The organism is Lactobacillus gigeriorum DSM 23908 = CRBIP 24.85 (genome assembly GCF_000296855.1).
Taxonomy (GTDB): Bacteria; Bacillota; Bacilli; order Lactobacillales; family Lactobacillaceae; genus Lactobacillus; species Lactobacillus gigeriorum.
Genome location: NZ_CAKC01000045.1, coordinates 1 through 21,938, shown reverse-complemented (window position 1 = coordinate 21,938; position 21,938 = coordinate 1). Strand labels below are relative to the sequence as shown.

The window sequence follows — 21,938 nt, the reverse complement described above, 5'->3', positions numbered from 1 at the left end:
CTTCCTAACCAAATCTTCCTTCAACATAATTCAACGTTAATTCAACTTGCGGATTTTGGAAAATATTGCTGGTATGATCATATTCATATACTTCTCCAAGGTGGAAGAAGGCAGTATAATCGCTAGTTCTCGCTGCTTGTTGCATATTGTGAGTCACCATGATCATCGTGTAGTTTTCACGCAATTTCATAAGCGTTTCCTCTAACTTAGCAGTTGAAATAGGATCAAGGGCACTTGCCGGTTCATCTAACAATAAAATTTCTGGCTTTACAGCAATGGCTCTTGCAATACATAATCTTTGTTGTTGACCACCTGACAAGGCTAATGCACTTTTATCAAGATTGTCCTTGACTTCATCCCATAAAGCAGCACCACGTAAACTCTCTTCAACAATTTGGTCTAAGGTTTGCTTATCTTTAATGCCTTGGTATTTCAAAGCATAGGTAATGTTGTCATAAATCGACTTGGCAAAAGGATTTGGTTGTTGAAATACCATACCAATTCTGCGTCGAAGTTCGTTGACATTAACTTTTGAAGAGTTGATATTAATACCTTCAAAATTGATCTCACCCGTTACTCGTGCAACTTTATCATTCATTCGATTGAGCGAGCGTAAAAATGTTGACTTGGCTGAACCCGAAGCACCAATTAAGGCGGTGATTCGATATTTAGGAAAAGATAGTCTGGTTTCATGAAGAGCCTTCTTTTCACCATAATATACCGCCATATCTTTGGTTGAAATCGCTACTTCATGATCAGGAATAATAATATTTTTTTCTTTCATCGTTACCTCTTCCTATCTTTTAGCAGTCAGCTTTTGTTCTAACTTTTCGCCAAAGTAGTGAGCTGAGATATTGAACAATAAAACTACAATAATTAAAACCGCACTAGCTGCAGCTGAAATCGCATCGGCATCTGGAGTAAGTCCTTCAGAATTTAATTTCCAAATATGCACTGCCAACGTTTCAGCTGGACGCATAATATTTAGCGGGCTGTCTGGAGAAAAAGGATTCCAGTTAGCGTAATTTAGAATTGGAGCACTTTGACCTGAAGTATAAATTAAAGCGGCGGCTTCACCAAAAATTCTTCCCGAACTCAAAATTACTGCAGTAATGATGCTTGGTACGATTCTTGGCAATAGAATGCCCTTGATCATTTTCCATTGCGATAAGCCTAAAGCTAAGCCTGCTTCTCGTTGTGAATCAGGTAAATTCCGAAAAGCATTTTCAATATTTGACGTTAGCAATGGTAAATTGAAAAAAGTTAAAGCCATCGCACCAGCGATAATTGAAAATCCAATTTGAAATTTGATTACTAGCACCAAATAAGCGAATAAACCAACTACGATTGAAGGCAATGAACTTAAAATTTCAATCAAGGTTTTCAACATTCTGGTAAACCAATTATCAGGAGCATATTCTGCTAAATAGATTCCTGCACCTAATGATAGTGGAACCGAAATCAACAATGCCAATACTAGTAGATATAGCGAATTGAATAATTGATCTCTAATACCACCGCCTGCCTGCGCAGCTTTGGAAATCTTAAAAATAAAATCTAGTTTGGTCTGTGATAGTCCAGTTACTAGAATATATCCTAAAATTAATACCAACAAAACGACGATCATCAACACCATTGTTTGAATGACGCGCTTTGCGATACGATCCACTTTTTTTGCATCCATCTAGATCTTCCTCTTTCTCGCAATCATCTTCACCAATAGGTTGAAGAACAATGACATAATCAACAATACTAAAGCCAATGACCAGAGGGCATCGTTTTGGATACTCCCCATAATAGTATTCCCAATTTGACTTGTTAATTGACTTGTTAAAGTAGCAGTTGGTGAAACCAAACTGGTTGGCATCAAGACTGAGTTTCCGATTACCATTTGCACCGCTAAAGCTTCTCCAAAGGCACGTGCCATTCCGAAAATAACCGCTGTCAGAATACCTGGAGTTGCTGCTCGTAATACGATTTTATAGATAGATTGCCATTGCGTTGCTCCGAGTGCTAAGGCAGCCTGGCGATATGAAACTGGTACTGCAGTTAAGGCATCAACTACCATTGAGGTAATTGTTGGAAAAATCATCACAAATAATACGATTGCTCCCGGCAGAATACCAAAGCCAGTACCGCCAAAAATGGTCCTCATCATTGGTACGATAATAACTAGACCTAAGAATCCGTAGACTACAGATGGAACACCGGTAAATAATTCCAAAACTGGACGAAGTAATTTATTGGTCTTCTTGCTTGCATACTCACTCATGTAAATTCCAATTGCCAAACTAAATGGTGTAGCAATAACTGCTGCTAGCAAAGTTACCAAGAATGACCCAAGAATCATTGGCGCAGCTCCTACTTCAGGCTTGCCATCTTTGATACTTCCAGGATTCCAATTGCTTTTGGTTAGGAAATCCCATAGATTAACGCCATCTTTGGTAAAGGTAGTGATTCCTTTAATCGCAATGAAGCCAATTACTGCTACTGTCAAAACAATGATTAAACTAGCAATAATAAAAGTTAAAGCTTTACCACGAATATTTTCTCGGGTAGCTTTTGAGGGACTTGTAAGTTGCTTTTGTACATCATTTTCCATCTTACTTACCTAGTCCTTTCTTTAGTGGAGTAACATTTCCATCAATATCCTTAACGACTTTCATATCGTGAATACTGATGTAGCCTAATTTAGCTATTAAATCTTGTTGCACTGCTGGAGTTTGTAAATATTGTAAAAACTGTTCAGTTAATTTTGAATGCTTATTCTTATTAGTATACATATGTTCATAAGACCAAATTTTCCATTCATTTGTAGTTACATTGGTCTTCGTTGGTACAACATGGTCGATCTGTAACTTTTGCAAACCAGGTTGGTTAGCATAAGCAAAGGCAAGATAACTAATTGCGCCTGGGGTCGCCTTCACAATTTTTTGAACTGAACCATTGGAATCTTGTTCCTGACCAGGTGCTACGCTAGTTTTACCCATAACATCTTGTTCAAACGTAAATCTCGTACCGGATCCTTGGCCTCGGTGAATCAATAGAACAGACTGATTCTTTCCTCCAACCTCTTTCCAATTGGTAATTTTCCCGGCAAAAATCGCTCTTAGTTGATCCATGGAGAGATTCTTTACCCCAACACCAGGATTAACCACAGGAACAATTCCTACCACAGCTACTCGATGATCGACTAGTTTATTTGCTGGAATGCCTTGCTTTTGTTCAACGAATAAATCGGAGTCACCAATTGCTACAGAGCCTTCAGCTACTTGACTAAGTCCCGTACCAGAACCTCCACCTTGAACATTAATCGTAACGCCGTGTTTATTTCCATAAGCGTAAGCTGCCTCTTCAACAAGCGGTTGTAAGGCAGTTGAACCAACAGCTGTAATTGAATTTTTATTTTGTTGGCAGGCGCTAAGTAGCCCAGCTGTCATAATCGTAATTAAACTAATCCATAGATAGTGTCGTTTACTATTTTTCATAGTGATCCCACCCTTCATTCAATATTCTACGTGGAGCATTTGTGAAAACGATGTATTTCATGTAAAAGAATGTAAATTTTAGGTAAATTTGGGGATTGTATCGTAAAATAGCCTTAGGAGTAATGTATATGAACAAAATAATTTTAATGACGAAAAACATCACCTTGTTCACAGGATTGACGACTTTCGCTAATGATCACGAATTGCGCATCTACAACGCCTTATCCTTGGCGAAGGCAGTGCAGCATTCAAATTCAAATGACCTTTGTGGGATTATCCTTGATATCCATGGAATAGCAGAAGATGCCTTATACAGCAATATTTCTGCAATCAGAGAGCATTTTGCTGGTCCAATTATCGTTTTAAATAAAGTCATGCATGCCCACATTGCGAAGAAATTATTTCAACTGAAAGTTTCTGCTTATTTAGTTTCGCAAAATGTTGATTTAGTTTTAGCTCAATTAGAAAGTTTGCTTTGGCTCAGTGATCGTAAACCGCTTTTACCTGAAACCAAAGTTACTTCAACCAATTTCACGGTGGTTCATTTGGGCGATAATTGCGATTTACGAATTGATTTTAAACGCTATAATGCTTTCATTAATGAACAAAGTATTTTCTTAACTCCCAAAGAATTTAAGTTGCTTAAATTTTTGCTCGATAATGAAGGTCAGGTTTTATCTCGTGAACAATTACTAGATGGTGTTTGGCATTACGATGATGACTATGATTCAACTAGAATCGTTGACATGCATATTAGCCACTTACGTGATAAATTAGAGAAAGATCCTAAACATCCAGAATATATAAAAACCGTGCGTGGTTTTGGCTATATGTTAGATTTACCGGCACAGGATTAACTAGAAAGGATTAATTATGAAAAACATAAAAACCGTTGGAATTGTGGGTAGAGGAGCCATTGGCGTAAATTTCGCGACCTTTATATATGACTATTTAGGCAAAGATAAGCTCGTATTTATCGCTGATGAGCAACGAAAAGAGCGCTATCAAGCCAATCCTGTTATTTATAATGGCAAATCTTATGACTTTAAATATGTTTCATCTGTCAGTGAATTCCAACAAGTCGATTTACTAATCTTGGCGACTAAGTACACGGCAATCAAAGCTGCAATGGAAGAGATGAAGCCTTTTATCAAAAGTAATACTATCATTATCTCAACGCTGAATGGAGTAATCAGTGAAGACGATCTTCGTCAAGCCTTTGGTCGTGAAAAAGTCGTTCGCTGTATTGCTAGAGCGATGGCCATTGTTTATCAAGGCAATACAGTAACCGCAGATCCAGTTGGTGAATTAGTTATTGGTGCAGAACAACCTATCGATGAAGAAAATGTTGCTAGTCTACGGGCATTTTTCACCGCTTGTCATTTGCCGTTTGTTGAATCTGACCATATTTTGTTAGAATCATGGCATAAATTGATGTTTAATTGTGGCGTAAACCAAACTTGTGCTGTCTTCAATATACCTTATGGACAGTTGAAGCCTGGTATGCCCTATCGTGAAAAAACAATTGCAACGATGAAAGAAGTACAAGCTGTAGCAAATAAGCTCGGCATTCCGATTACTGATCAAGATGTTGAAAATACTATTGCTCCTTTGACTAATTTCAACTCTGAATCGATGCCTTCGATGCGTCAAGATGTTCTAGCTAAACGCAAGACTGAACTACAATTGTTTGCAGGCTATATTGTGCCTCTTGCTAAAAAGTTGGGTATTTCAGTTCCTAATAACGAAGAATATTTAGCTAAAATTCAAGAAATCGAAGCAAACTATTAACTTATTTTTTCATACCTAAATCCATACAAAAAATCGCAGGGATGTTCTTTTCTCTGCGATTTTTTACTATTCTTTCTTCAAAAATTATCCTACTCGACTAGTACCAGTTTGATAGTTCAAAACCACTCCAGGTTGGACGTTAAAAATGTAAACATTAAATCTGACCGCGTTAGAGCCAATGGATTGAGCTTCCATTTCAACGCCCCGTGCCAGTAATTCGTCGCCACGAAATACTGGAGTTACGCGATACCGTACATAGTGGGAGTTGGATGATTTCAGGTAATCTGCCACTTCATTTTCATAACGTAACATTCCTGGATCATTCAATTGTCTGGTGCCCGTCATTAAATTGCGAATATTATTATTCTGTCCTGTTAATTGATAGCCGATTAAGTGACAGCGATTGTAAAGCCAACCACTTGAAATTCGTTTGTTATGCCAGCCAGTTGGATTCACATATAGTGGCTCACGTTCACTATGTGGCATTAAGCTATGATTCAATAAAGCGTTAGCCGTCGTTACTCTGTTAAGCCCATCTAATTGACCATAGCTTTGCCATGGCCGGGTTAACTTTAATTCACTCTTGGTAAACGTGGGTTTATTATGATTAACGGTAACAACTTCAGACCCTTGATAAGTTAACTTACTCAAAGCAGCTCTACTTACTGACTCAACAGCCGTTTTCTTGGTTGCAAGTCCTAATTGTTCTTTTAAGGCCGCAATTTTTTGTTCTAAAATTTGAATTCGTTTTTCAGTTGCTCTATTTTCAGCTTCTATTCTTGCTAAATTAGTACTATCGCTTGCTTGCACTGGTTCAACATAACCAAATCCTATTAAAGAAATACTTAATACTATACTTGATAAAATTTTTCTCCAACTTTTCATTATCTCAACGCTTTCCGATATCCTGCAGCAATAGCTTCTTTTTCACTATTAAAAAATACGGCATTGCTTAAATTCATGTGATATCCAGCTTGACCAGGAACATGATATATTTTTGACCGCTTATTACCGATTATCCTTTGATGGTTAGCAGTATATGTATCGCCTACACCAAAGCTTCGACGCGACTTTTTAGTCTTTTTGACTGTAGTTTTCTTCTTGTATACTTTTCTGGTTTTTTTGGCCTTTTTTGCTTTTTTCTTAGCCAATTGGGCCTTTAATCTAGCATATTCAGCTTTTTTCGCCTTCTCTATTTTAGCCAATTTTTTGGCCTTTACTTGTTCAGCAGAAAGAGTAGTAGCTTGTACTTGTTCAGTTATTCCTTGGGTTTCAGCAATTCCACCAAATCCGAGTAATAAACTAAGTAATATTAACGATATGAAAAATTTCTTATTCTTTTTCTGCTTCATCTCTACACCTCGATAAAAATATACCTTACTCAGTACTATAGTTTTAGTATAGCTTTATTTTGGTGTAATCGCTATCATTTAAATAATTTTTTTAAACTTTTTAAGTGAATGTCGAAACTTCGTTAAATAAAAAAACGAGCTAGTGCTCGTTTCTGTAAAAGTAGGATGTAGCTTAAACTTCTTGCAAAGAATCGTTTTTCGCTTCTGCGATGAATTGCTTTAATTCATCATCTGAGAAGTATTGACCGTACTTATTTTTTGCCTTAATAAAAATCGTTTCGTCGTCGTGAGACAAATCGATAAGCACATCAATCAGTTTCTTAACTCCTGCACGATTTGCAATTTTTTCACCAATCTCGCGACCACTAATTCTGGCATCCATGATCTTCATCTCGTAGTCCATGATATCTGATCTCCTGTCTTGATTAAGTTCCTTGATCCGCTTTTGAGCCCAAATAAAGTGTTCATTTAGACTGACTTCTTCATTGTTCATCAACTTTGCTAGCTCTTTAAGTTCCTCGCTTTCGCCAGTGAAGTCGCCTTTTGAGTTAATAATAACCTTTCAACTCTAACGCATGATCTTTGGTATCAATCGTTTTGAAGAAATGCACTGCGCGATTATTAACTTTTGAAAAAGCTTCAGATGGATCAAACGAACACAAGAAGATAATAAAGGTATCAGGTAGCTCAGAATAATCATGACCTGGCTTAAGAACCTTGGCACCATCAATCGTTGATTGGTAGTAGCGCAATCTTCTTCCAAGATACTTGCTTGGCGAGGTCTGCATTTCGATATCAAAGATGCGACCATCCTTATCAACCACTTTGATATCCAAGCGAATATCTTTAGCTTCCCGCTGATCATTGCCTAACGAATCCTGCTTGTTAAACTCTACGACCTCCTTGATTTCCAAAAAGGGCAGGATGATCCTAAGCACATACAAACAGAACTCTTCGTTTTCCATGACCCAACCGAAGATCTTATCTTCAGTAAAGCCAAATTCCTTTGGGACTTCATAATCCATGAAGTTGCCTGCTCGTAATATATATTTGAGAGCATAAATAACCCCCTAATATATAGATCGCAAAAATTACAAAAAAATATTTTTTATTTGAAAAACGAGCAAAATATTTTCCGCATAGGAATTAATTTTGCTCGTTTAATTAGTTATAACAGTATTTTTATCAAATATATAAACTTAGGCAACAATTGCCTTAGCTACTTCTTCAGTTGTCATACCCGAGAAGTACTCTGTTGTATCAATCGTTTGAAGTTTTGCAAGTACATCTTGATATTCATAGCGAGTTCCAACCAGTAAGTCCTCAATTTCAAATGCTGGCTTAACGCCAAAGAAGTCACCGAAGATCTTAATACCTTTAATAATTGAGCCTTCTGCATCAACAAAAGTTTCAATTTTACCAGCTGGGTAACGTACAGCTCTAGTCAAAGTATATTTAGGAGAAGTACCAAAATTCCAATCCCAAGTACTAAATTGCTCATCACAGGACTTTTGAATCTTAGCTTTATCTTCATCTGACAAAACGTATTCAGTCATGTCAGGATATTCCTTTTTCATTTGATTTAAAATAGCATCAGCAAATTCATGTACAGTCATTGGCTTTGGCAATTCTGATAAAATGTTAGTCACTCTGGCTCTTACCGATTTAACGCCTTTAGATTCAATCTTGTCTTTGGAAACCTTAAGTGCATTACCTAAAACCGTCATGTCAACATCAAACAGTAAACATCCATGGTGCATCATTCGACCATTGTAGTATGCTTGAGCATTACCACAGAACTTTTTACCATCAATTTCCAAGTCGTTTCTTCCAGTAAATTTAGCTTCAACACCCAAATTTGCGAGTGTATCAATTACTGGCTTTGAAAAAGTCTTAAAGTCAAACGATCCTTTGACATTGTTTGAAATAATCGTATAGTTCAAGTTATTCAAATCATGGTATACTGCTCCACCACCAGAAAGGCGACGAGCAATATGAATTCCATGTTCATCTGTATATTCCTTGTTTATTTCTTCAATTGCATTTTGATTACGTCCGATAATAATTGAAGGTTCATTGATCCAAAGAATAAATAATTCATCTTCTTGCGTTAATTCACGAAATGCGTATGCTTCAAGAGCAATGTTGTAATAAGGATTGTTACTGTGGTTGACGATGTACTTCATAGTTTTCTCCTCCGACTAATATATTTTAGTTTACACGCTTATTAGTATCGCCTGTTTCAACAACTTCGACAGCTGCCTCTAATGCGGTTTCAACTATTGCCTGTAAAGCTTGATCAGTAAAGTATGCTGTGTGAGGTGTGTAAATTACTTTAGGATGATTGATCAGCTTTTCCAAAATTGGGTCATCGATTTCTTGACCTCTTAAATTCTTTGGTACGTATGGCATTTCATTTTCATAAGTATCAATACCCGCACCAGCAAGTTGACCTGAATCTAACGCATCTAGCAATGCCTTAGTATCAACAAGAGCTCCACGGCCCATATTCAACAAGATTGCACCAGGCTTCATCTTGGAGAACAACTCAGCATCAAACATATGGAAGTTTTCCTTAGTTGCTGGCATATGAAGAGTAAGAATATCAGCATCTTTAACAGCTTCTTCTACTGAATCTGCATAGGTTAAAAACGAAGTTAACTTTTCGTTTGGATAAATATCGTACCCTACGATTTCACTGCCAAATCCATGGAAGAAACGACCAGTTGTTGCACCAATTCGACCGGTACCGATGACTGCTACCTTCATTTGACCAATGACCTTACCTCTAATTGGGTTTTCCCATGCAAAGTCATGTTCCTTAACGTTCTTGCGAATTTGTTCGAGATGTCTAACAACAGCCATCCCTACCATAACTGTAAATTCGGCAATTGATTCAGGAGAATAGCTGGCAACATTTGAAACAATAATGCCGTTTTCACTGGCAGCATCAAGATCATACATATCAACGCCAGCACTCATTTGTGCAATTTGCTTGATTCCAAATTCACGTAGCTTTGGATAAACCGCATTATCTACTTTTACTACTTGAGAAACGGCCACTCCGTCAAAACCTTTTGCTAATTCAACAGTTTCTGGGGTTAACAAATCGTGAACGATCTTGATTTTATTACCAGTCTTCTTGCTCCATTCATGAGCCAATTCTTCATGTTTACCATCAATGTTATAGATAATAATTTTCATAGTTGATATTATTTCTCCATTTCAGTTCAACTTACATTTTTATCATAGCAAAAATCTGTAAGCGTTTACACTAATTGTTTATTATAGTACTATAACCAGATTTACCACTTACAAGTTTTCTTTCTCCAATTCTAGCAACATGATATACATCAAGTGAATACATAGTTGACTTCGCTTGATATTATCAGTTGTACCAGTTAAGTATAAATCTAGTTCTGGGCAATAAAAAGCAAATGCTCCCGATAAACCTGAATGACCAATAAATGTCAGCTTCTCATCCAAATTATGCTGACCTGCATGCAATTTCATATGACCTCCGCCATAATAGACGGGCGCATAATCTGCTTGCAGTGGTAAATAGTCTTTTATTTCATCCCAATGCCGTTTATCAAATAATTTTCCTTGAATAAAGGCCTTTAAAAATATCATCAAATCATTTGCAGTAGATATACCTGCACCAGCAGCCTGCGAGCTAATAATTGCTTTCGGACGATTTAAATATCCCAATTCTTCAAAATAATAGGGAGGAATTGTAGCCAGCTCTGTTTCGGGGATATAAGACCTAGTTAATTTAAGAGGCTCAGCTATTCTTTCTTCCACATTTTCGGAAAGACTTATTTTAGTTACAATTTCAATGATTTTACCTAGCAGTAGAAAATTGATATCTGCATAATATGCTTGTCTTTCTCCTGGTAAGAAATGCGCTTCTGTTTTTTTGACTTTCAAAAGCATATCTTCAAAATCGTAAGAATTATCCTTTTCAATTATTTTTGTTGCCAATTTAAAAGGTTCTTCAAAAAACACATTAGGCAAACCGGTACGATGAAACAAAAGATCATGAACAGTTATTTTCCTAGTATAGTCATTGTTAAGGAAATGATGCAACCCATTGATCTTTTTAATAGGTAAGAAATCGGTTACAATAGAGTTATAAGTTAACTCTCGCTCATCAATTAGTTGCATAATTATTGTACTAACCCATAATTTAGTAACACTTGCAAGGGCAAAAGGGGTATCTTCTGTGATATCACCATGTTTAAATTCAATTTGCTGATTATCCTTAGAGTTTTGAATTTCAAGGATTGCCTTAGGCAAATGATTTTTAGCTACAAAGTTATCAAATAAACTGGCCAATTTTTCAGTATTCATTTTTTCCTCCCCCTTTTTGAGTTATCCATAAGTAAAGAAAGGATAACAGATATGGATATCAGACAATTAACCTATTTTTTAACAATTGCTGACATGCAAAATTATTCTCATGCAGCCAAACTACTTTATGTATCTCAACCTGCATTAAAGCAAGCTATTTCTAAGATGGAAGAAGAGCTTCATACTCAACTTTTCATTTATAATAATCATCATTTGCAGTTGACCGATTCAGGACAAATTTTATACCAACGTGGGAAGCCTTTAGTAAATCAATTCAATCAATTGGTTCACGATATTCAGAGTCATGATGTAGAAACACGTCAAGTTCTTACTGTAGGTGTCAATTTTTTAACTATGATTCAATTTATGGATCAAATATCACGTTTCATTAGAAGATATCCTAATGTTGACTTACACATTGTTCAGGGTGGCTCGATTAAACTTCAGCATATGCTTGCAGATAATCAAATTGATGTCGGAATTATTTCTTTTCCTCAAGTCGAACAAAGTATTATTATCGATACTTTTCCCGTTGAAGAATCTTGCTATCATGGTGCAATTGTTATGCCAGAAACGCATCCTTTGGCAAAATTAGAAAAAATCAAATTTAAGGATCTAAAAGGTTACAACATAGTTACTTTAAGTACAAATTTTGCTGTTGGAGAATTTACTAAGCGTCGTTGCCAAGAGTATGGGTTCAGTCGTCAAATAATTTATACTCACGATGATTTTGAGATGTTGCTACATAGTTTGGGTTTACTGGATGCTGTAGCAGTGTTACCAATCGAACTTAAGGATGCAACTCATATTAAAGGTTTACATTGGATTCAATTAACCGATTCTCAAAACCTCTATCGTCAAGGAATCGCTTATCGTAAAGCCAGCTCAGACAATGCTGTTATTATTAATCAATTCATTGATTCAATTCGGAACTAGTTTTCATCTTCATAAGTTAAAATTTGAGCAGTTTCTTCCCCATTGATCACTCTCAACCCACCTAAAGCTAAGGCTTCAAGTTCAAATTCACCTGGGTATGTCCTCAAAGGTGCGATAAAACCTGTTCGTTTAGCAACATTTTCAACTAATTTTTCAGATCTAGCCATACCACCAGTCAAACAAATTACATCTATTGGACCATTGATGCTCACGGACAAAGCAGCAATGGTTTTACTTATTCCCAAGCATAGAGCATCGAAAACTAGAGCAGCTTCTTCATCGCCAGCTTCAATTTTTTGTTGGACAACGCGAAGATCAGTTGTACCAAAATATGAAACTAAACCAGCCTTATGCCGTGCAATTTTATAAAATTCATCAATTCCAATTTCTTTAATATAAGGAACTATCATCTTGATTGGTAATCCACCAGAACGGTTAGCACCAAACATCATTTCATCATCAGATACAATATCGATTACTTCTCCATGTTCATGAGCACTTGCACTTGCTCCCCCACCAATATGAGCAACTACAATATTTAGATCTTTGTAGTCTTTGCCTAAATCTTCGCTTGCTTTTCTGGCAACTGCTCTCATATTTAAATGGTGCGCAATTGAAATTCTTGATATTTGCTTTAGTCCCGTTAAACGAGAAACTGGCTTCATCGAATCAACTGTAACCGGATCATAAACATAAGCTCTTCCATCACCATATTTTTCACTCACAGCTTTGGCTAACTTTGCGCCTAAATTTGACGCATGTTCAAGCATTGGATGAAATTCTAAGTGATTTATTAATGGTTCATTGACTAGAATTGCACCTGGTTGTACTGGCCCGATCAAGCCCCCTCTACCTACTGCTGTATCAATATGTGTAATATTGTGTTCATCTAGTAGCTTTTCGATATCTTTTAACCGCAGTTCAAATTGATCAAAAATCTTATCGTATTTTTCTAGATCGGAGGATTCATAAATAAGCTCTTCTTTCCAAAGCAGATTCTCATCTTGATATACTGCCACTTTAGTTGAAGTTGCACCTGGATTTATTGCTACTACTGTTTTCATTTTTTCCTCCTAGATCTTACGATCTAACATCATAATCTGTGCTAAGAGAATCGATGCGTATTTTTCTTCAAAACTTGACGCACGTGAAGTTACAATAACCGGTACTTGAGCACCCATAACCACACCAGCCATCTTGGCATCCCCAAAATACAACAATGACTTACATGCTACATTCCCTGTCACAATATCTGGTGCGAATAAAATATCGGCATCCCCTTGAATTCTTCCTTGATAACGTTTTTCTTTAGCACTAGCAGGAGACATTGAAAGATCAAAGGAAATTGGGCCTTCTACTATAAAATCAGTTTCAGCTTGATATTCGCTAGCCAATTCAGTCTCCATTACTGACGAGGGTAACTTGGGGATCAAATTCTCGGCTGCAGATAAAAGGGACACTTTTATATTTTCAACTTTCAATGCTTGCATAACTTCAACTGCATTATTTATCTCTACTTTGGCCATTTCTTTATCAGGTAACAAGATTAATCCTGCATCTGTAATTGCAATTAAACGATCTAATTTGGGAACGGCCATTACTGTAACATGTGAAAGTAAATCAGCTTTTCTGATACCAGTTTGCTTGTTAACAACCTGCTTTAATAATTTGCCGGTTGGAATCAAGCCCTTTAAAATTGCATCAACTTTACCTTCTCTAACAAGCTCAACAGCTTTAAATGCGGCTTCTGCGTCATCTTTGAGATCAATAATTTCATACGAATTTGAATCAATATCAAATTTTTCAAGTAATTCAGTCAATTCTTGTTGATCATCAATCAAATAGGCATATATTCGCTTTTCTTTGATAGCCTTTTCGACACAGGCCAATACTTCTTTATCTGCTGCTTTTACAACTGCCATATTTAGCGGTCGACTAACAGTTTGAACTTCAGGTCTAACGGAAAGTAATCTATCAATCAATACAGACATTTTTTCTTCCTTTCTAGCAAAAAGACTCCTGCCAAGTTAAACAAAAGCAAAACTTGAGCAAGGAGTCTTTTCTTTTTAAATATTAAGTCGATAATCCTCAGCTGTGATCAAGTGCATCTTATCAACAAATATTATTTTGAAAATAAAGCCAAATATTATTGGTGCTATAGCATAAACTAAAGTAGTGATTAGAATGTTCATCGTATTCCATCCACCCGGCATCAAGTTTAAATTATTAATTGGTCCGACAAGACCACTAAACCCAAAACCGGCACTCATTGGTGTTCCTTGAACATTGAACAAGCATGCTACTGCTCCCGAACATGCATCAGAACAAATTATCGGAATCAATATTTTAGGATTCTTTACTGCTAATGGCATGGAAATTTTAGGAGATCCAAGAAAATGGGCTAAACACGTACCTTTAGAGTTTACTGACCATCCTAATATTGCAAATGCAAAACCAGTTGCACATATTCCCACATTGGCTGCTCCTGACCCCAATCCTGAGATTGAAATTGCTAGTCCAATTCCTACGGTAGTAATTGGTGAAACGATCAGGATTCCAAAAATGATTGCTAAAAGGATACTCATCAATAAAGGTTGCAAATTAAGCAAATGTTCAATTCCAATGCCAATGATTTCAGTTATCTTAGCAACATATGGTAATAACAAGACTCCAATATATCCTACAAATGCTAAAAGTATGGTTGGTATTAGCAAAATTGAATAAGCCTTTAAGCTATTACCTATAAATAAGATCAATGCTGCACCCAATGATGTGGTAATCATCATATTGATAATATCGCCTGTGCCACTTAACACAAGAACGCCATTTTTAAATTTTATTGCTCCTGAGGCAAATTCTGTTGCAAGTCCCAAGGAAGCTGCTTGAATCGGATTAAATTTAAAATTCAGTCCTACCAAAGTTCCACAAACCAACCCCATCATGGAATTAGAAAGCGATAACCCTTGGGAAACTGTACTAAGAAATGGCATAAAAGGCATTAAAGCTTTTACAAGTTCAGAAAGTAAGGCACCAGGAATTAATACTACTACTGCTCCTACGGCCGTTCCATTAAGAACGCTCATCGTAAAAGCTTTTGCTGATACTTTATTTTCCATAAGGATCACCTTTCTATTGGTGAATGCCTTGTCCTAACAAGATCTCACTCGCATCCATGATGGTTTCAGCTAAACTTGGGTGATTATGAATCGTCAAGGTGATATCTTCTGCAGTCATTAGGTTTTCAATTGCAAGCGTAATTTCACCAATCAATTCACTTGCTTCGGGTCCCACCAATTGAGCACCGATCAAGCGTTTAGTTTCTTTTTCTGAAATCAAACGAACAAAACCATCAGTTTCATCCATTGAAAGGGCACGACCATTGCTTGCAAATCTAAAAGTAGCAACTTGGATCTTGATACTTTTTGCTTCTGCTTCCTTTTTTGTCATACCAACGGTAGCAACTTCTGGATGGGTAAAAGCAACTGTAGGAATTACTAAGTAATCACTTGCTACGCCTTTCTTACCAGCAATCGCTGTAGCTGCAACTTTTCCTTCATAAGATGCTTTGTGTGCAAGGGCTGGACCTTTAACAATATCACCGATTGCATAGATGTGAGCTTGTTTGGTTCTCATTTGCTCGTCAACTGGAATTAATCCACGTTCATCGAGATCAAGGCCTGAAAGCTCAATACTAATTTCATCGGTATTTGGTCGACGACCTACCATCACAGCAATCTTGTCAGCAACAACTTCTTCTTCCTTGTCATTTAGTTTGTAAAACAAGTGCAAGCCATCTTCTGCTTTTTCATAGCGAGATGCCATTGCTTTAGTGATAATTGTCATGTTCAATCTTTCAGCTTCGGCCAAAACTGGTTTTACTAGATCAGCATCGAAGTTATTAAGAACACGATCTAAGCCTTCTAAAACTGTTACGTGACTACCAAGACTTGCATAAGCCATGGCAAGTTCCATTCCAACATAACCACCACCGATAATAGCTAATTCTTTTGGAATTTCTTTCAAATTCAATAAGCCGGTTGAATCAAGGATATCATCGCTAAATGGAAAAGCCTTTAATTCAATTGGACGACTACCTAGAGCCAAAATTATGTTCTTGAAGTGATAATCTTCACCCAAACCACCATTTGGAGTCACATGAACAGTGTTTGGATTGACGAAATGTGCTTCTCCGGACACCAATTGAATTTTATTTTTCTTAAGGAGTCCACTTACACCCATAGTCAATTTTTTAACAACACTGTTGTCTTTCCACTTTTGGGCTTTAGCAAAGTCTAACTCAACTTTATCGACCTTCAAGCCAAATGGTGTTTCTTTTTGCGTCTTGGCATATTCTTGACCAACATGGATAAGTGCTTTTGAAGGAATACATCCCACGTTAAGACATACACCACCAACTTTATCTCTTTCGACTACAACTACTTTTTGTCCTAGTTGCGCTGCCCGAATCGCAGCTACGTAACCACCAGGACCGGCGCCGATAACGATGGTATCGACTTCATTTGTAAATCCACCTACAACCATCTGTTATTAACCCTCCGCTAACAATAAATCTGGATCATGGAAGTATTCTTTCAATAAGTTAACTGCCTTTTGTGCAGCTACGCCATCAATCATTCTATGATCAAATGCGAATGAAATCTTCATTACGTTCTTTAGAACTGGATTACCCTCTTCATCAGGAACGAATGCTTTATCAATTCTTCCGACATTCAAAATAGCTATTTCTGGTAAGTTGATAATTGGTGTAGCCCAAGCACCAGAAGTTGCAGTAGCTCCTACATTGGTAATAGTAATTGACCCTTTGCCCATATCAGCTGGAGTAATCTTTCCTTCACGAGCCTTGTCTGCCAATTCATTAATTTCTTGAGCAATATCAAATAAACTCTTTCTTTCTGCATTCCTAATCATTGGCACCATCAATCCGGCTTCAGTATCAGTTGCAACACCAATGTTGTAGTATTGGTGATGAATAATTTGATAATTATCCATATCGATCGAAACGTTGAATTCAGGAAGGTTCTTCAAAAGTCCTACCAATGCCTTTACCATGTATGGCATGAATGTCAACTTAATACCACGTTGTTCAGCAATACCCTTCATTCTCTTACGGTGTGCTACCAAAGCATCAACTTCAACTTGGTCAAAGATGGTAACTCTTGCAACTTCACTACTACTCTTAGCCATAGCTTTAGCAATAGTCTTCCGAATTGCCGGCATCTTTTCAATAACTTCAGGGAATTCTTCATTAGTTGGAGCTGATACTTGTGCAACTGGTGCCACTGGTGCTGATTCAACATTTGGACTTGCAACAGGAGCTGAACCGTTGGTTAAGAAATTATCAATATCTTCAATAGTAATCTTGCCATGATTGCCAGTTCCCGTTACTAAATGTAGATCGACCCCCTTTTCACGAGCATAATGGCGAACTCTAGGAACAGCTAACGTTCTAACATCTACACTTTCATCGGCTACTTTAGCTGCTGGTGCAACTACAGGACTAGGAGCACTTGGTTCAGAAATCTTTACCTCAGGTGAAGTTTCTGACTTGGCAACTGGAGCTGGTGAAGATGATCCACCTTCTGCCAGATATTTCTTTAGATCTTCTTCAGTTTCAGCAATATCAGCAATTGGCTTACCAACAACAGCAGTGTCACCTGCTTCAACATAAATTTTAGCAAGGTAACCACTCACAGGACTTGGAAGTTCGACTACTGCCTTGTCACTTTCAATTTCAAGTAAAGTTTCGTCTTCCTCAACATGTTCACCAACTTTGGCTGCCCATGACATAATCACACTTTCGTGAGTACCTTCTCCGGCATCTGGTAAAATGTATTGATACATAGTCTACCTCCTAAAATTCAACGGTTTCACGAGCTTTAGCAATAATGTCATCAACATTTGGCATCCATTGATCTTCTGCCATACCAACTGCAAATACTGTATCTGGTGCAGTTACTCTAGCTACTGGAGCATCAAGATCCATGAAGTTGCGTTCTTGGATTTCTGACATAATTTGGCCAGCTGTACCGGTTTGTCTTTGAGCTTCTTGCAATACTACAGCACGGTGTGTCTTGGCTACTGATGCACATACAGTTTCATAGTCAACTGGTGAAACAGTTCTTAGGTCTACTACTTCTGCATTGATACCATCTTTTGCTAATTCTTCAGCTGCTTGAAGTGCCATAGGAACCATCATTCCGTAACCGATCAGAGTAATATCTGAACCTTCACGAGAAATAGCAGCTTTGTCTAAAGGAACTGTGTAGTAACCTTCTGGAACTTCATCCTTAACAGTTCTGTATAAACGTAAGTGTTCAAGGAAGAATACAGGGTCTTCTGATTCAAGGGATGCTAACAGCAAACCTTTTGCGTCGTAAGCGGTTGAAGGAATTACAACTCTCAAACCTGGAACTTGTGCAAAGAAACCTTCTAATGAATCTGAGTGCAATTCTGGAGTATGTACACCACCACCATAAGTTGAACGAATCAAAATTTGTGAGTGACGTGAACCACCAGTACGATAGCGAATTCTTGACATTTGAGCAATTAATGGATCCATGGCTTCTAGAGTGAAACCTGAGAATTGAATTTCAGGAATTGGAAGAAAGCCTTCTTGTGCCAAACCAATTGCCATATGTAAAATTCCAGATTCTGCCAATGGAGTATCAAATACTCGCTTATCGCCATACTTTTCTTGCATTCCAGCAGTTACACGGAATACACCACCGTTTTTACCAACATCTTCACCAAAAATTAAGGTGTTGTCGTATTTTTTTAATGCTTCATTTAAACCGTCTGTTACGGCTTGAGCTAATGTAAGAACTGGCATCCTAGTTTTCCTCCTTTGCACTATAGATTTCAATTTGTTCTTTGATGTTTTGAGGTTGAACAGCGTACATATTCTTGAGCAAATCAGTTACTTTAAGAGGTTCTAATTTTGCCATTCTTGCAAGAGTTTCTTTAGCTTCAGCCTTAACCTCTTCTTTAATCTCAGCTTCTCTTTCTTCTGACCAGAGTCCCTTTGCTGTTAAGTAGTTACCTAAACGAATAAGTGGGTCTTTTTTACGCCATTCATTTACTTCTTCCTCTGTACGATAACGAGTAGGATCGTCTGACATAGTGTGTGGGCCATAGCGATAAGTAAGAGCTTCGATTAAGACTGGTCCATTATCAATAGCATATTCACGAGCTTTCTTTACAGTTAAGTAAACAGCAATAGGGTCCATACCATCAACTCTTACTGCAGGAATACCGGCTGCGACACCTTTTTGTGCCAAAGTCTTAGCAGCTGTTTGATGTTCTACAGGTACGGAAATTCCATACTTGTTATTTTCAATGACAGTTACCAAGTTAGCCTTGTATGCCCCAGCAAAGTTAATAGCTTCATAGAAGTCACCTTGTGAAGTTGAAGAATCTCCAGCAAATGAAAATGCGATTCTCTTTTCATTACGGAATCTTAAAGCAATAGCACTACCTAAAGCTTGTGGAGTAGTACCACCAACAACTACGTTTGGTGCATACATATTAACAGCTTTTGGATAAGTACCTGATAAAACGTGACCTTTACCCCAAACAAAAGCTTGTAATAAATCAACGCCCCAAAGCTTCACACAAGCATATACATCACGATATGTTGGTGCTAATACATCTTCTTTTGGATCTAACGCCATCATTGCTCCATATTGCGTTGCTTCTTGACCACCAGATGGAGGGAAGTTGATCAAAGCTCCTTGACGGTTAAGCAAGATAACTCTGCGGTCCATTTCTCTATTCCAAGTCATATCTTCCATCATTTTTACAAGAAGTTCGTCTGAAACAGAATCCATGGCTTCTTGGTCTACAACATTCCCCTTTTCATCTAATACTTGATATGTAGGGAATTCATCAGCATATGATGAAACTATCTCTTTGAAGTTGATATCACTAATTTTCATAAAAGAGCTCCTTCCTATAAGCTTACTTTCTACAACTTAATGATAGCGCTTTCTTAATTGGGAAGGAACTACTACAAAGTTATAGCGCTATAAGATAAAAAATTATTGGTATATACAGATATTATCCGCTTTCATTTTTTTGCTTTTTTCAAGCATATCACTACTATATTCAGAATTTCTTTGGTAGAATGTAGTTAAAATCGTTTTCATCGATTTCTCTATATAAAAATGCCAATTAGACAAAGGATCCAGTTGGCATTTTACATTTCGAACTAAAAATAGCTATTGTTTTTATGGTCGTTAGCTCTACAATTATCTTAAATCTAAAAACACGACTTTAAGAAGGTAGATATGATGTTTGGCAAAAACAAACAAAAATTAGAAGATAAAATCATTTTAGATATTGATTAAGTTTTACAAGACCCTAATATAAAGCAAGAAGAACGTGACGCTTTGATTAGAGCCAAAAGTAGATTAGAAAAAGGTCAGTACACTCAACGCGTACTCAATGATTTTTTGGCTCAAGTCAGAGATCTTGCATTATAATCAAAACTGACCCATTTCGGCTCTATAATTTTTCCTGTTGATGAATATTTATGGTATTCTGTCCACAGGATTTTTTTATGCAAAAAGAGGCCATAGCCTCCTTGCTTAAAATCTTCCACTAACCAATTCAATTAAGCTATTTAGGAGTTATGCTATGTCCTCTATTAATGATTGTATTAAATTTGATCTCGATATTAAAGATAAAAATATCTTTTTTTACGACAATTTCTATAAGTTCTTCAATGGCGTGCAATACAAAGTCTACGAGGCCCTTTTAAAGCAGCCCGCTTGTCCATTCTGCGGCTCTTTGAATTTCATCAAGACGGGCAGGCTAAAGACCCACGTTCGTTATATTACTGCCGATGCCAGCCGTCCGATTGTCATCAGACTGTTCAAGCAGAGGATTCTGTGTCGCGATTGTCAACGCAGATCGATTGCACAGTCCGACCTAGTGGACAAGCACTGCTGTATTTCCAACGCATCCAAGAGAAAAGTCTTAAGCGCCTTGACTGAGGATCGCTCAATGACCAGCATCGCCAGAGAAAACAATGTATCCGTCAATACCGTTCAGCGGGTCCTAGCCTCTTGCTCGCACCGCTTTTTAGACGGCTACGACTATCTGCCTGAGTACTTGGCTTTTGACGAATTCAAAGGCGTCGATAGAACGCTACATTTTATCTGTCTGGATGCCGACAGCCATACCGTTGTCCAAATCTTAAGAACTAGATATAAAAGCGTCTTGTTAAAGTATTTCGGCAAGTTTTCCTCGCAAGCCAGAATGGCGGTTAAAACGGTCTCGATGGATCTCAATTTCTATTATCAAGATATCGTTAGAGCCTGCTTCCCCAATGCTCGGATTGTCATCGACCGCTTCCACATAGTACAGATGCTTGCCAGGTCCCTGAACTCGCTAAGAGTCCAAGTGATGAAGCAGTATGAGAAATCCTCTAGAGAGTACAAGCTCCTCAAGTCCCCTTGGAAGCTCTATTTAAAAAAGTTTAGGGACTTGGAAAAGCTTCATCCAGTCTATAACTGGCATTACAAAGACTGCTTAACCCAGGAACAGATCGTCATGGAAGGGATCGCCTGCAATGAAGAGCTTGAGAATTCCTATAACCTCTTGCAGGACTTTTTCGAAGCCATCGACAATCATGATACTGCCAAAGTGGAAGAGCTGCTCTATTCTAAGCTTCCTGTCGGCAACTTGATGCATAAGACGCTGTTGACTTTTAGACGAAATAAGGCAGCGGTTTTAAATGGAATCACCTCGACTTATTCTAACGGCTACTTGGAAGGCTTCAATCGCAAAATCAAGCAAATTGAGAGAACGGCTTACGGCTATTCTAATTTTATCAGCCTATTAACAAGAATTAGGGTAAGCGTCATATAACCGAGTATCTTTTTTAGTCCGTATTTTTCAGGTATTCTAATCTCATTAATTTAATGGAGGTTAAGAATATGATCGAAAAACAACAACCCATTGTGGCACTTGGCCACTCTTCTAAACCTAAGAAGGC

At 37.5% G+C, this 21,938-nt stretch carries 21 protein-coding genes and 2 pseudogenes; 5 read left to right on the top strand and 18 right to left on the bottom strand.

Annotated elements, in window-relative coordinates; genetic code table 11:
* Positions 1-4: 4 nt before the first annotated feature.
* From pstB to BN52_RS04675, 4 genes are read right to left on the bottom strand one after another with little or no spacing between them, the layout of a single operon-like run.
* Positions 5-784 (bottom strand): phosphate ABC transporter ATP-binding protein PstB, encoded by a 780-nt coding sequence (pstB, locus tag BN52_RS04690; protein WP_008473139.1) that lies wholly within the window; start codon positions 782-784, stop codon positions 5-7.
* A 12-nt stretch (positions 785-796) separates the two neighbouring features.
* Complete coding sequence (gene pstA / locus BN52_RS04685) at positions 797-1,684, bottom strand: phosphate ABC transporter permease PstA (RefSeq protein ID WP_008473138.1); 888 nt, start codon at positions 1,682-1,684, stop codon at positions 797-799.
* Positions 1,685-2,602, bottom strand: a complete 918-nt coding sequence (gene pstC, locus BN52_RS04680; protein WP_008473137.1) for a phosphate ABC transporter permease subunit PstC — start codon at positions 2,600-2,602, stop codon at positions 1,685-1,687. It abuts the gene before it with no gap.
* 1 nt (position 2,603) lies between these two features.
* Positions 2,604-3,488: a phosphate ABC transporter substrate-binding protein PstS family protein gene (locus tag BN52_RS04675; protein WP_008473135.1), complete on the bottom strand. Its 885-nt coding sequence runs from the start codon at positions 3,486-3,488 to the stop codon at positions 2,604-2,606.
* A gap of 128 nt (positions 3,489-3,616) precedes the next feature.
* Between BN52_RS04675 and BN52_RS04670 the strand changes: the two genes are divergently transcribed.
* Both BN52_RS04670 and BN52_RS04665 read left to right on the top strand, forming a co-directional pair.
* Positions 3,617-4,345, top strand: coding sequence for a response regulator transcription factor (locus BN52_RS04670; RefSeq protein WP_008473133.1), 729 nt, complete (start codon positions 3,617-3,619; stop codon positions 4,343-4,345).
* A 16-nt stretch (positions 4,346-4,361) separates the two neighbouring features.
* Positions 4,362-5,279, top strand: a complete 918-nt coding sequence (locus tag BN52_RS04665; protein WP_008473132.1) for a ketopantoate reductase family protein — start codon at positions 4,362-4,364, stop codon at positions 5,277-5,279.
* A gap of 84 nt (positions 5,280-5,363) precedes the next feature.
* On the opposite strand, the gene BN52_RS04660 is transcribed toward BN52_RS04665, so the two are convergent.
* The 7 genes and pseudogenes from BN52_RS04660 to BN52_RS04635 all read right to left on the bottom strand — a co-directional run bounded on the left by BN52_RS04660 (position 5,364) and on the right by BN52_RS04635 (position 10,984).
* On the bottom strand, positions 5,364-6,164 hold the full coding sequence (locus BN52_RS04660; RefSeq protein ID WP_008473131.1) for a DNA/RNA non-specific endonuclease: 801 nt from the start codon (positions 6,162-6,164) through the stop codon (positions 5,364-5,366).
* A pseudogene (locus BN52_RS10625) lies at positions 6,164-6,328 on the bottom strand (sunset domain-containing protein); the annotation flags it as partial. The pseudogene BN52_RS10625 and the gene BN52_RS04660, both read right to left, overlap by 1 nt.
* Before the next feature lie 475 nt (positions 6,329-6,803).
* Positions 6,804-7,124, bottom strand: coding sequence for a hypothetical protein (locus tag BN52_RS10415; protein ID WP_008473129.1), 321 nt, complete (start codon positions 7,122-7,124; stop codon positions 6,804-6,806).
* A 55-nt stretch (positions 7,125-7,179) separates the two neighbouring features.
* Positions 7,180-7,656 carry an Rpn family recombination-promoting nuclease/putative transposase gene (locus BN52_RS10410; protein WP_008473128.1) on the bottom strand — a complete coding sequence of 159 codons (477 nt, stop codon included), beginning with the start codon at positions 7,654-7,656 and terminating at the stop codon, positions 7,180-7,182.
* 174 nt (positions 7,657-7,830) lie between these two features.
* A complete protein-coding gene (locus tag BN52_RS04645) occupies positions 7,831-8,817 on the bottom strand; it encodes a lipoate--protein ligase (protein WP_008473126.1) in 987 nt (328 codons plus the stop codon).
* 25 nt (positions 8,818-8,842) lie between these two features.
* On the bottom strand, positions 8,843-9,835 hold the full coding sequence (locus BN52_RS04640; protein ID WP_008473125.1) for a D-2-hydroxyacid dehydrogenase: 993 nt from the start codon (positions 9,833-9,835) through the stop codon (positions 8,843-8,845).
* 108 nt (positions 9,836-9,943) lie between these two features.
* Positions 9,944-10,984: a serine hydrolase domain-containing protein gene (locus BN52_RS04635; RefSeq protein WP_008473124.1), complete on the bottom strand. Its 1,041-nt coding sequence runs from the start codon at positions 10,982-10,984 to the stop codon at positions 9,944-9,946.
* Positions 10,985-11,035: 51 nt separating this feature from the next.
* Here BN52_RS04635 and BN52_RS04630 point away from each other — a divergent pair, with 51 nt between their 5' ends.
* The gene (locus BN52_RS04630) at positions 11,036-11,920 is read left to right on the top strand and encodes a LysR family transcriptional regulator (protein WP_008473123.1); all 885 of its coding nucleotides are present in this window, start codon (positions 11,036-11,038) and stop codon (positions 11,918-11,920) included.
* Here the strand turns inward: BN52_RS04630 and buk are convergent.
* The 7 genes from buk to BN52_RS04595 form a co-directional block, all read right to left on the bottom strand.
* On the bottom strand, positions 11,917-12,984 hold the full coding sequence (gene buk, locus BN52_RS04625; RefSeq protein ID WP_008473120.1) for a butyrate kinase: 1,068 nt from the start codon (positions 12,982-12,984) through the stop codon (positions 11,917-11,919). The genes BN52_RS04630 and buk overlap by 4 nt on opposite strands.
* Before the next feature lie 9 nt (positions 12,985-12,993).
* Complete coding sequence (locus tag BN52_RS04620; RefSeq protein ID WP_008473119.1) at positions 12,994-13,911, bottom strand: phosphate acyltransferase; 918 nt, start codon at positions 13,909-13,911, stop codon at positions 12,994-12,996.
* A 75-nt stretch (positions 13,912-13,986) separates the two neighbouring features.
* Positions 13,987-15,036, bottom strand: coding sequence for a PTS sugar transporter subunit IIC (locus BN52_RS04615; RefSeq protein ID WP_008473118.1), 1,050 nt, complete (start codon positions 15,034-15,036; stop codon positions 13,987-13,989).
* A gap of 13 nt (positions 15,037-15,049) precedes the next feature.
* Positions 15,050-16,462 carry a dihydrolipoyl dehydrogenase gene (gene lpdA, locus BN52_RS04610; RefSeq protein WP_008473117.1) on the bottom strand — a complete coding sequence of 471 codons (1,413 nt, stop codon included), beginning with the start codon at positions 16,460-16,462 and terminating at the stop codon, positions 15,050-15,052.
* A gap of 6 nt (positions 16,463-16,468) precedes the next feature.
* Positions 16,469-17,782, bottom strand: a complete 1,314-nt coding sequence (locus tag BN52_RS04605) for a dihydrolipoamide acetyltransferase family protein (RefSeq protein WP_008473116.1) — start codon at positions 17,780-17,782, stop codon at positions 16,469-16,471.
* Positions 17,783-17,792: 10 nt separating this feature from the next.
* Positions 17,793-18,770 carry an alpha-ketoacid dehydrogenase subunit beta gene (locus BN52_RS04600; RefSeq protein ID WP_040473400.1) on the bottom strand — a complete coding sequence of 326 codons (978 nt, stop codon included), beginning with the start codon at positions 18,768-18,770 and terminating at the stop codon, positions 17,793-17,795.
* 1 nt (position 18,771) lies between these two features.
* Positions 18,772-19,875 carry a thiamine pyrophosphate-dependent dehydrogenase E1 component subunit alpha gene (locus tag BN52_RS04595; protein WP_008473114.1) on the bottom strand — a complete coding sequence of 368 codons (1,104 nt, stop codon included), beginning with the start codon at positions 19,873-19,875 and terminating at the stop codon, positions 18,772-18,774.
* Between the two features lie 354 nt (positions 19,876-20,229).
* Here BN52_RS04595 and BN52_RS10580 point away from each other — a divergent pair.
* Positions 20,230-20,418 (top strand): annotated as a pseudogene (locus BN52_RS10580) (bacteriocin immunity family protein); the annotation flags it as partial.
* Positions 20,419-20,575: 157 nt separating this feature from the next.
* Positions 20,576-21,811, top strand: a complete 1,236-nt coding sequence (locus BN52_RS04590) for an ISL3 family transposase (RefSeq protein WP_053216530.1) — start codon at positions 20,576-20,578, stop codon at positions 21,809-21,811.
* Positions 21,812-21,938: the final 127 nt, after the last annotated feature.

Bases quoted from the DNA above. Each gene is read 5' to 3' on its own strand.
- pstB (WP_008473139.1), bottom strand. From the start codon at position 784: ATGAAAGAAAAAAATATTATTATTCCTGATCATGAAGTAGCGATTTCA.
- BN52_RS10410 (WP_008473128.1), bottom strand. From the start codon at position 7,656: ATGGATTATGAAGTCCCAAAGGAATTTGGCTTTACTGAAGATAAGATC.
- BN52_RS04665 (WP_008473132.1), top strand. From the start codon at position 4,362: ATGAAAAACATAAAAACCGTTGGAATTGTGGGTAGAGGAGCCATTGGC.
- BN52_RS04660 (WP_008473131.1), bottom strand. From the start codon at position 6,164: ATGAAAAGTTGGAGAAAAATTTTATCAAGTATAGTATTAAGTATTTCT.
- BN52_RS04605 (WP_008473116.1), bottom strand. From the start codon at position 17,782: ATGTATCAATACATTTTACCAGATGCCGGAGAAGGTACTCACGAAAGT.
- BN52_RS04635 (WP_008473124.1), bottom strand. From the start codon at position 10,984: ATGAATACTGAAAAATTGGCCAGTTTATTTGATAACTTTGTAGCTAAA.
- BN52_RS04675 (WP_008473135.1), bottom strand. From the start codon at position 3,488: ATGAAAAATAGTAAACGACACTATCTATGGATTAGTTTAATTACGATT.
- BN52_RS04595 (WP_008473114.1), bottom strand. From the start codon at position 19,875: ATGAAAATTAGTGATATCAACTTCAAAGAGATAGTTTCATCATATGCT.
- lpdA (WP_008473117.1), bottom strand. From the start codon at position 16,462: ATGGTTGTAGGTGGATTTACAAATGAAGTCGATACCATCGTTATCGGC.
- BN52_RS04600 (WP_040473400.1), bottom strand. From the start codon at position 18,770: ATGCCAGTTCTTACATTAGCTCAAGCCGTAACAGACGGTTTAAATGAA.
- pstA (WP_008473138.1), bottom strand. From the start codon at position 1,684: ATGGATGCAAAAAAAGTGGATCGTATCGCAAAGCGCGTCATTCAAACA.
- buk (WP_008473120.1), bottom strand. From the start codon at position 12,984: ATGAAAACAGTAGTAGCAATAAATCCAGGTGCAACTTCAACTAAAGTG.
- BN52_RS04645 (WP_008473126.1), bottom strand. From the start codon at position 8,817: ATGAAGTACATCGTCAACCACAGTAACAATCCTTATTACAACATTGCT.
- BN52_RS04630 (WP_008473123.1), top strand. From the start codon at position 11,036: ATGGATATCAGACAATTAACCTATTTTTTAACAATTGCTGACATGCAA.
- BN52_RS04615 (WP_008473118.1), bottom strand. From the start codon at position 15,036: ATGGAAAATAAAGTATCAGCAAAAGCTTTTACGATGAGCGTTCTTAAT.
- BN52_RS10415 (WP_008473129.1), bottom strand. From the start codon at position 7,124: ATGAACAATGAAGAAGTCAGTCTAAATGAACACTTTATTTGGGCTCAA.
- BN52_RS04670 (WP_008473133.1), top strand. From the start codon at position 3,617: ATGAACAAAATAATTTTAATGACGAAAAACATCACCTTGTTCACAGGA.
- pstC (WP_008473137.1), bottom strand. From the start codon at position 2,602: ATGGAAAATGATGTACAAAAGCAACTTACAAGTCCCTCAAAAGCTACC.
- BN52_RS04590 (WP_053216530.1), top strand. From the start codon at position 20,576: ATGTCCTCTATTAATGATTGTATTAAATTTGATCTCGATATTAAAGAT.
- BN52_RS04640 (WP_008473125.1), bottom strand. From the start codon at position 9,835: ATGAAAATTATTATCTATAACATTGATGGTAAACATGAAGAATTGGCT.
- BN52_RS04620 (WP_008473119.1), bottom strand. From the start codon at position 13,911: ATGTCTGTATTGATTGATAGATTACTTTCCGTTAGACCTGAAGTTCAA.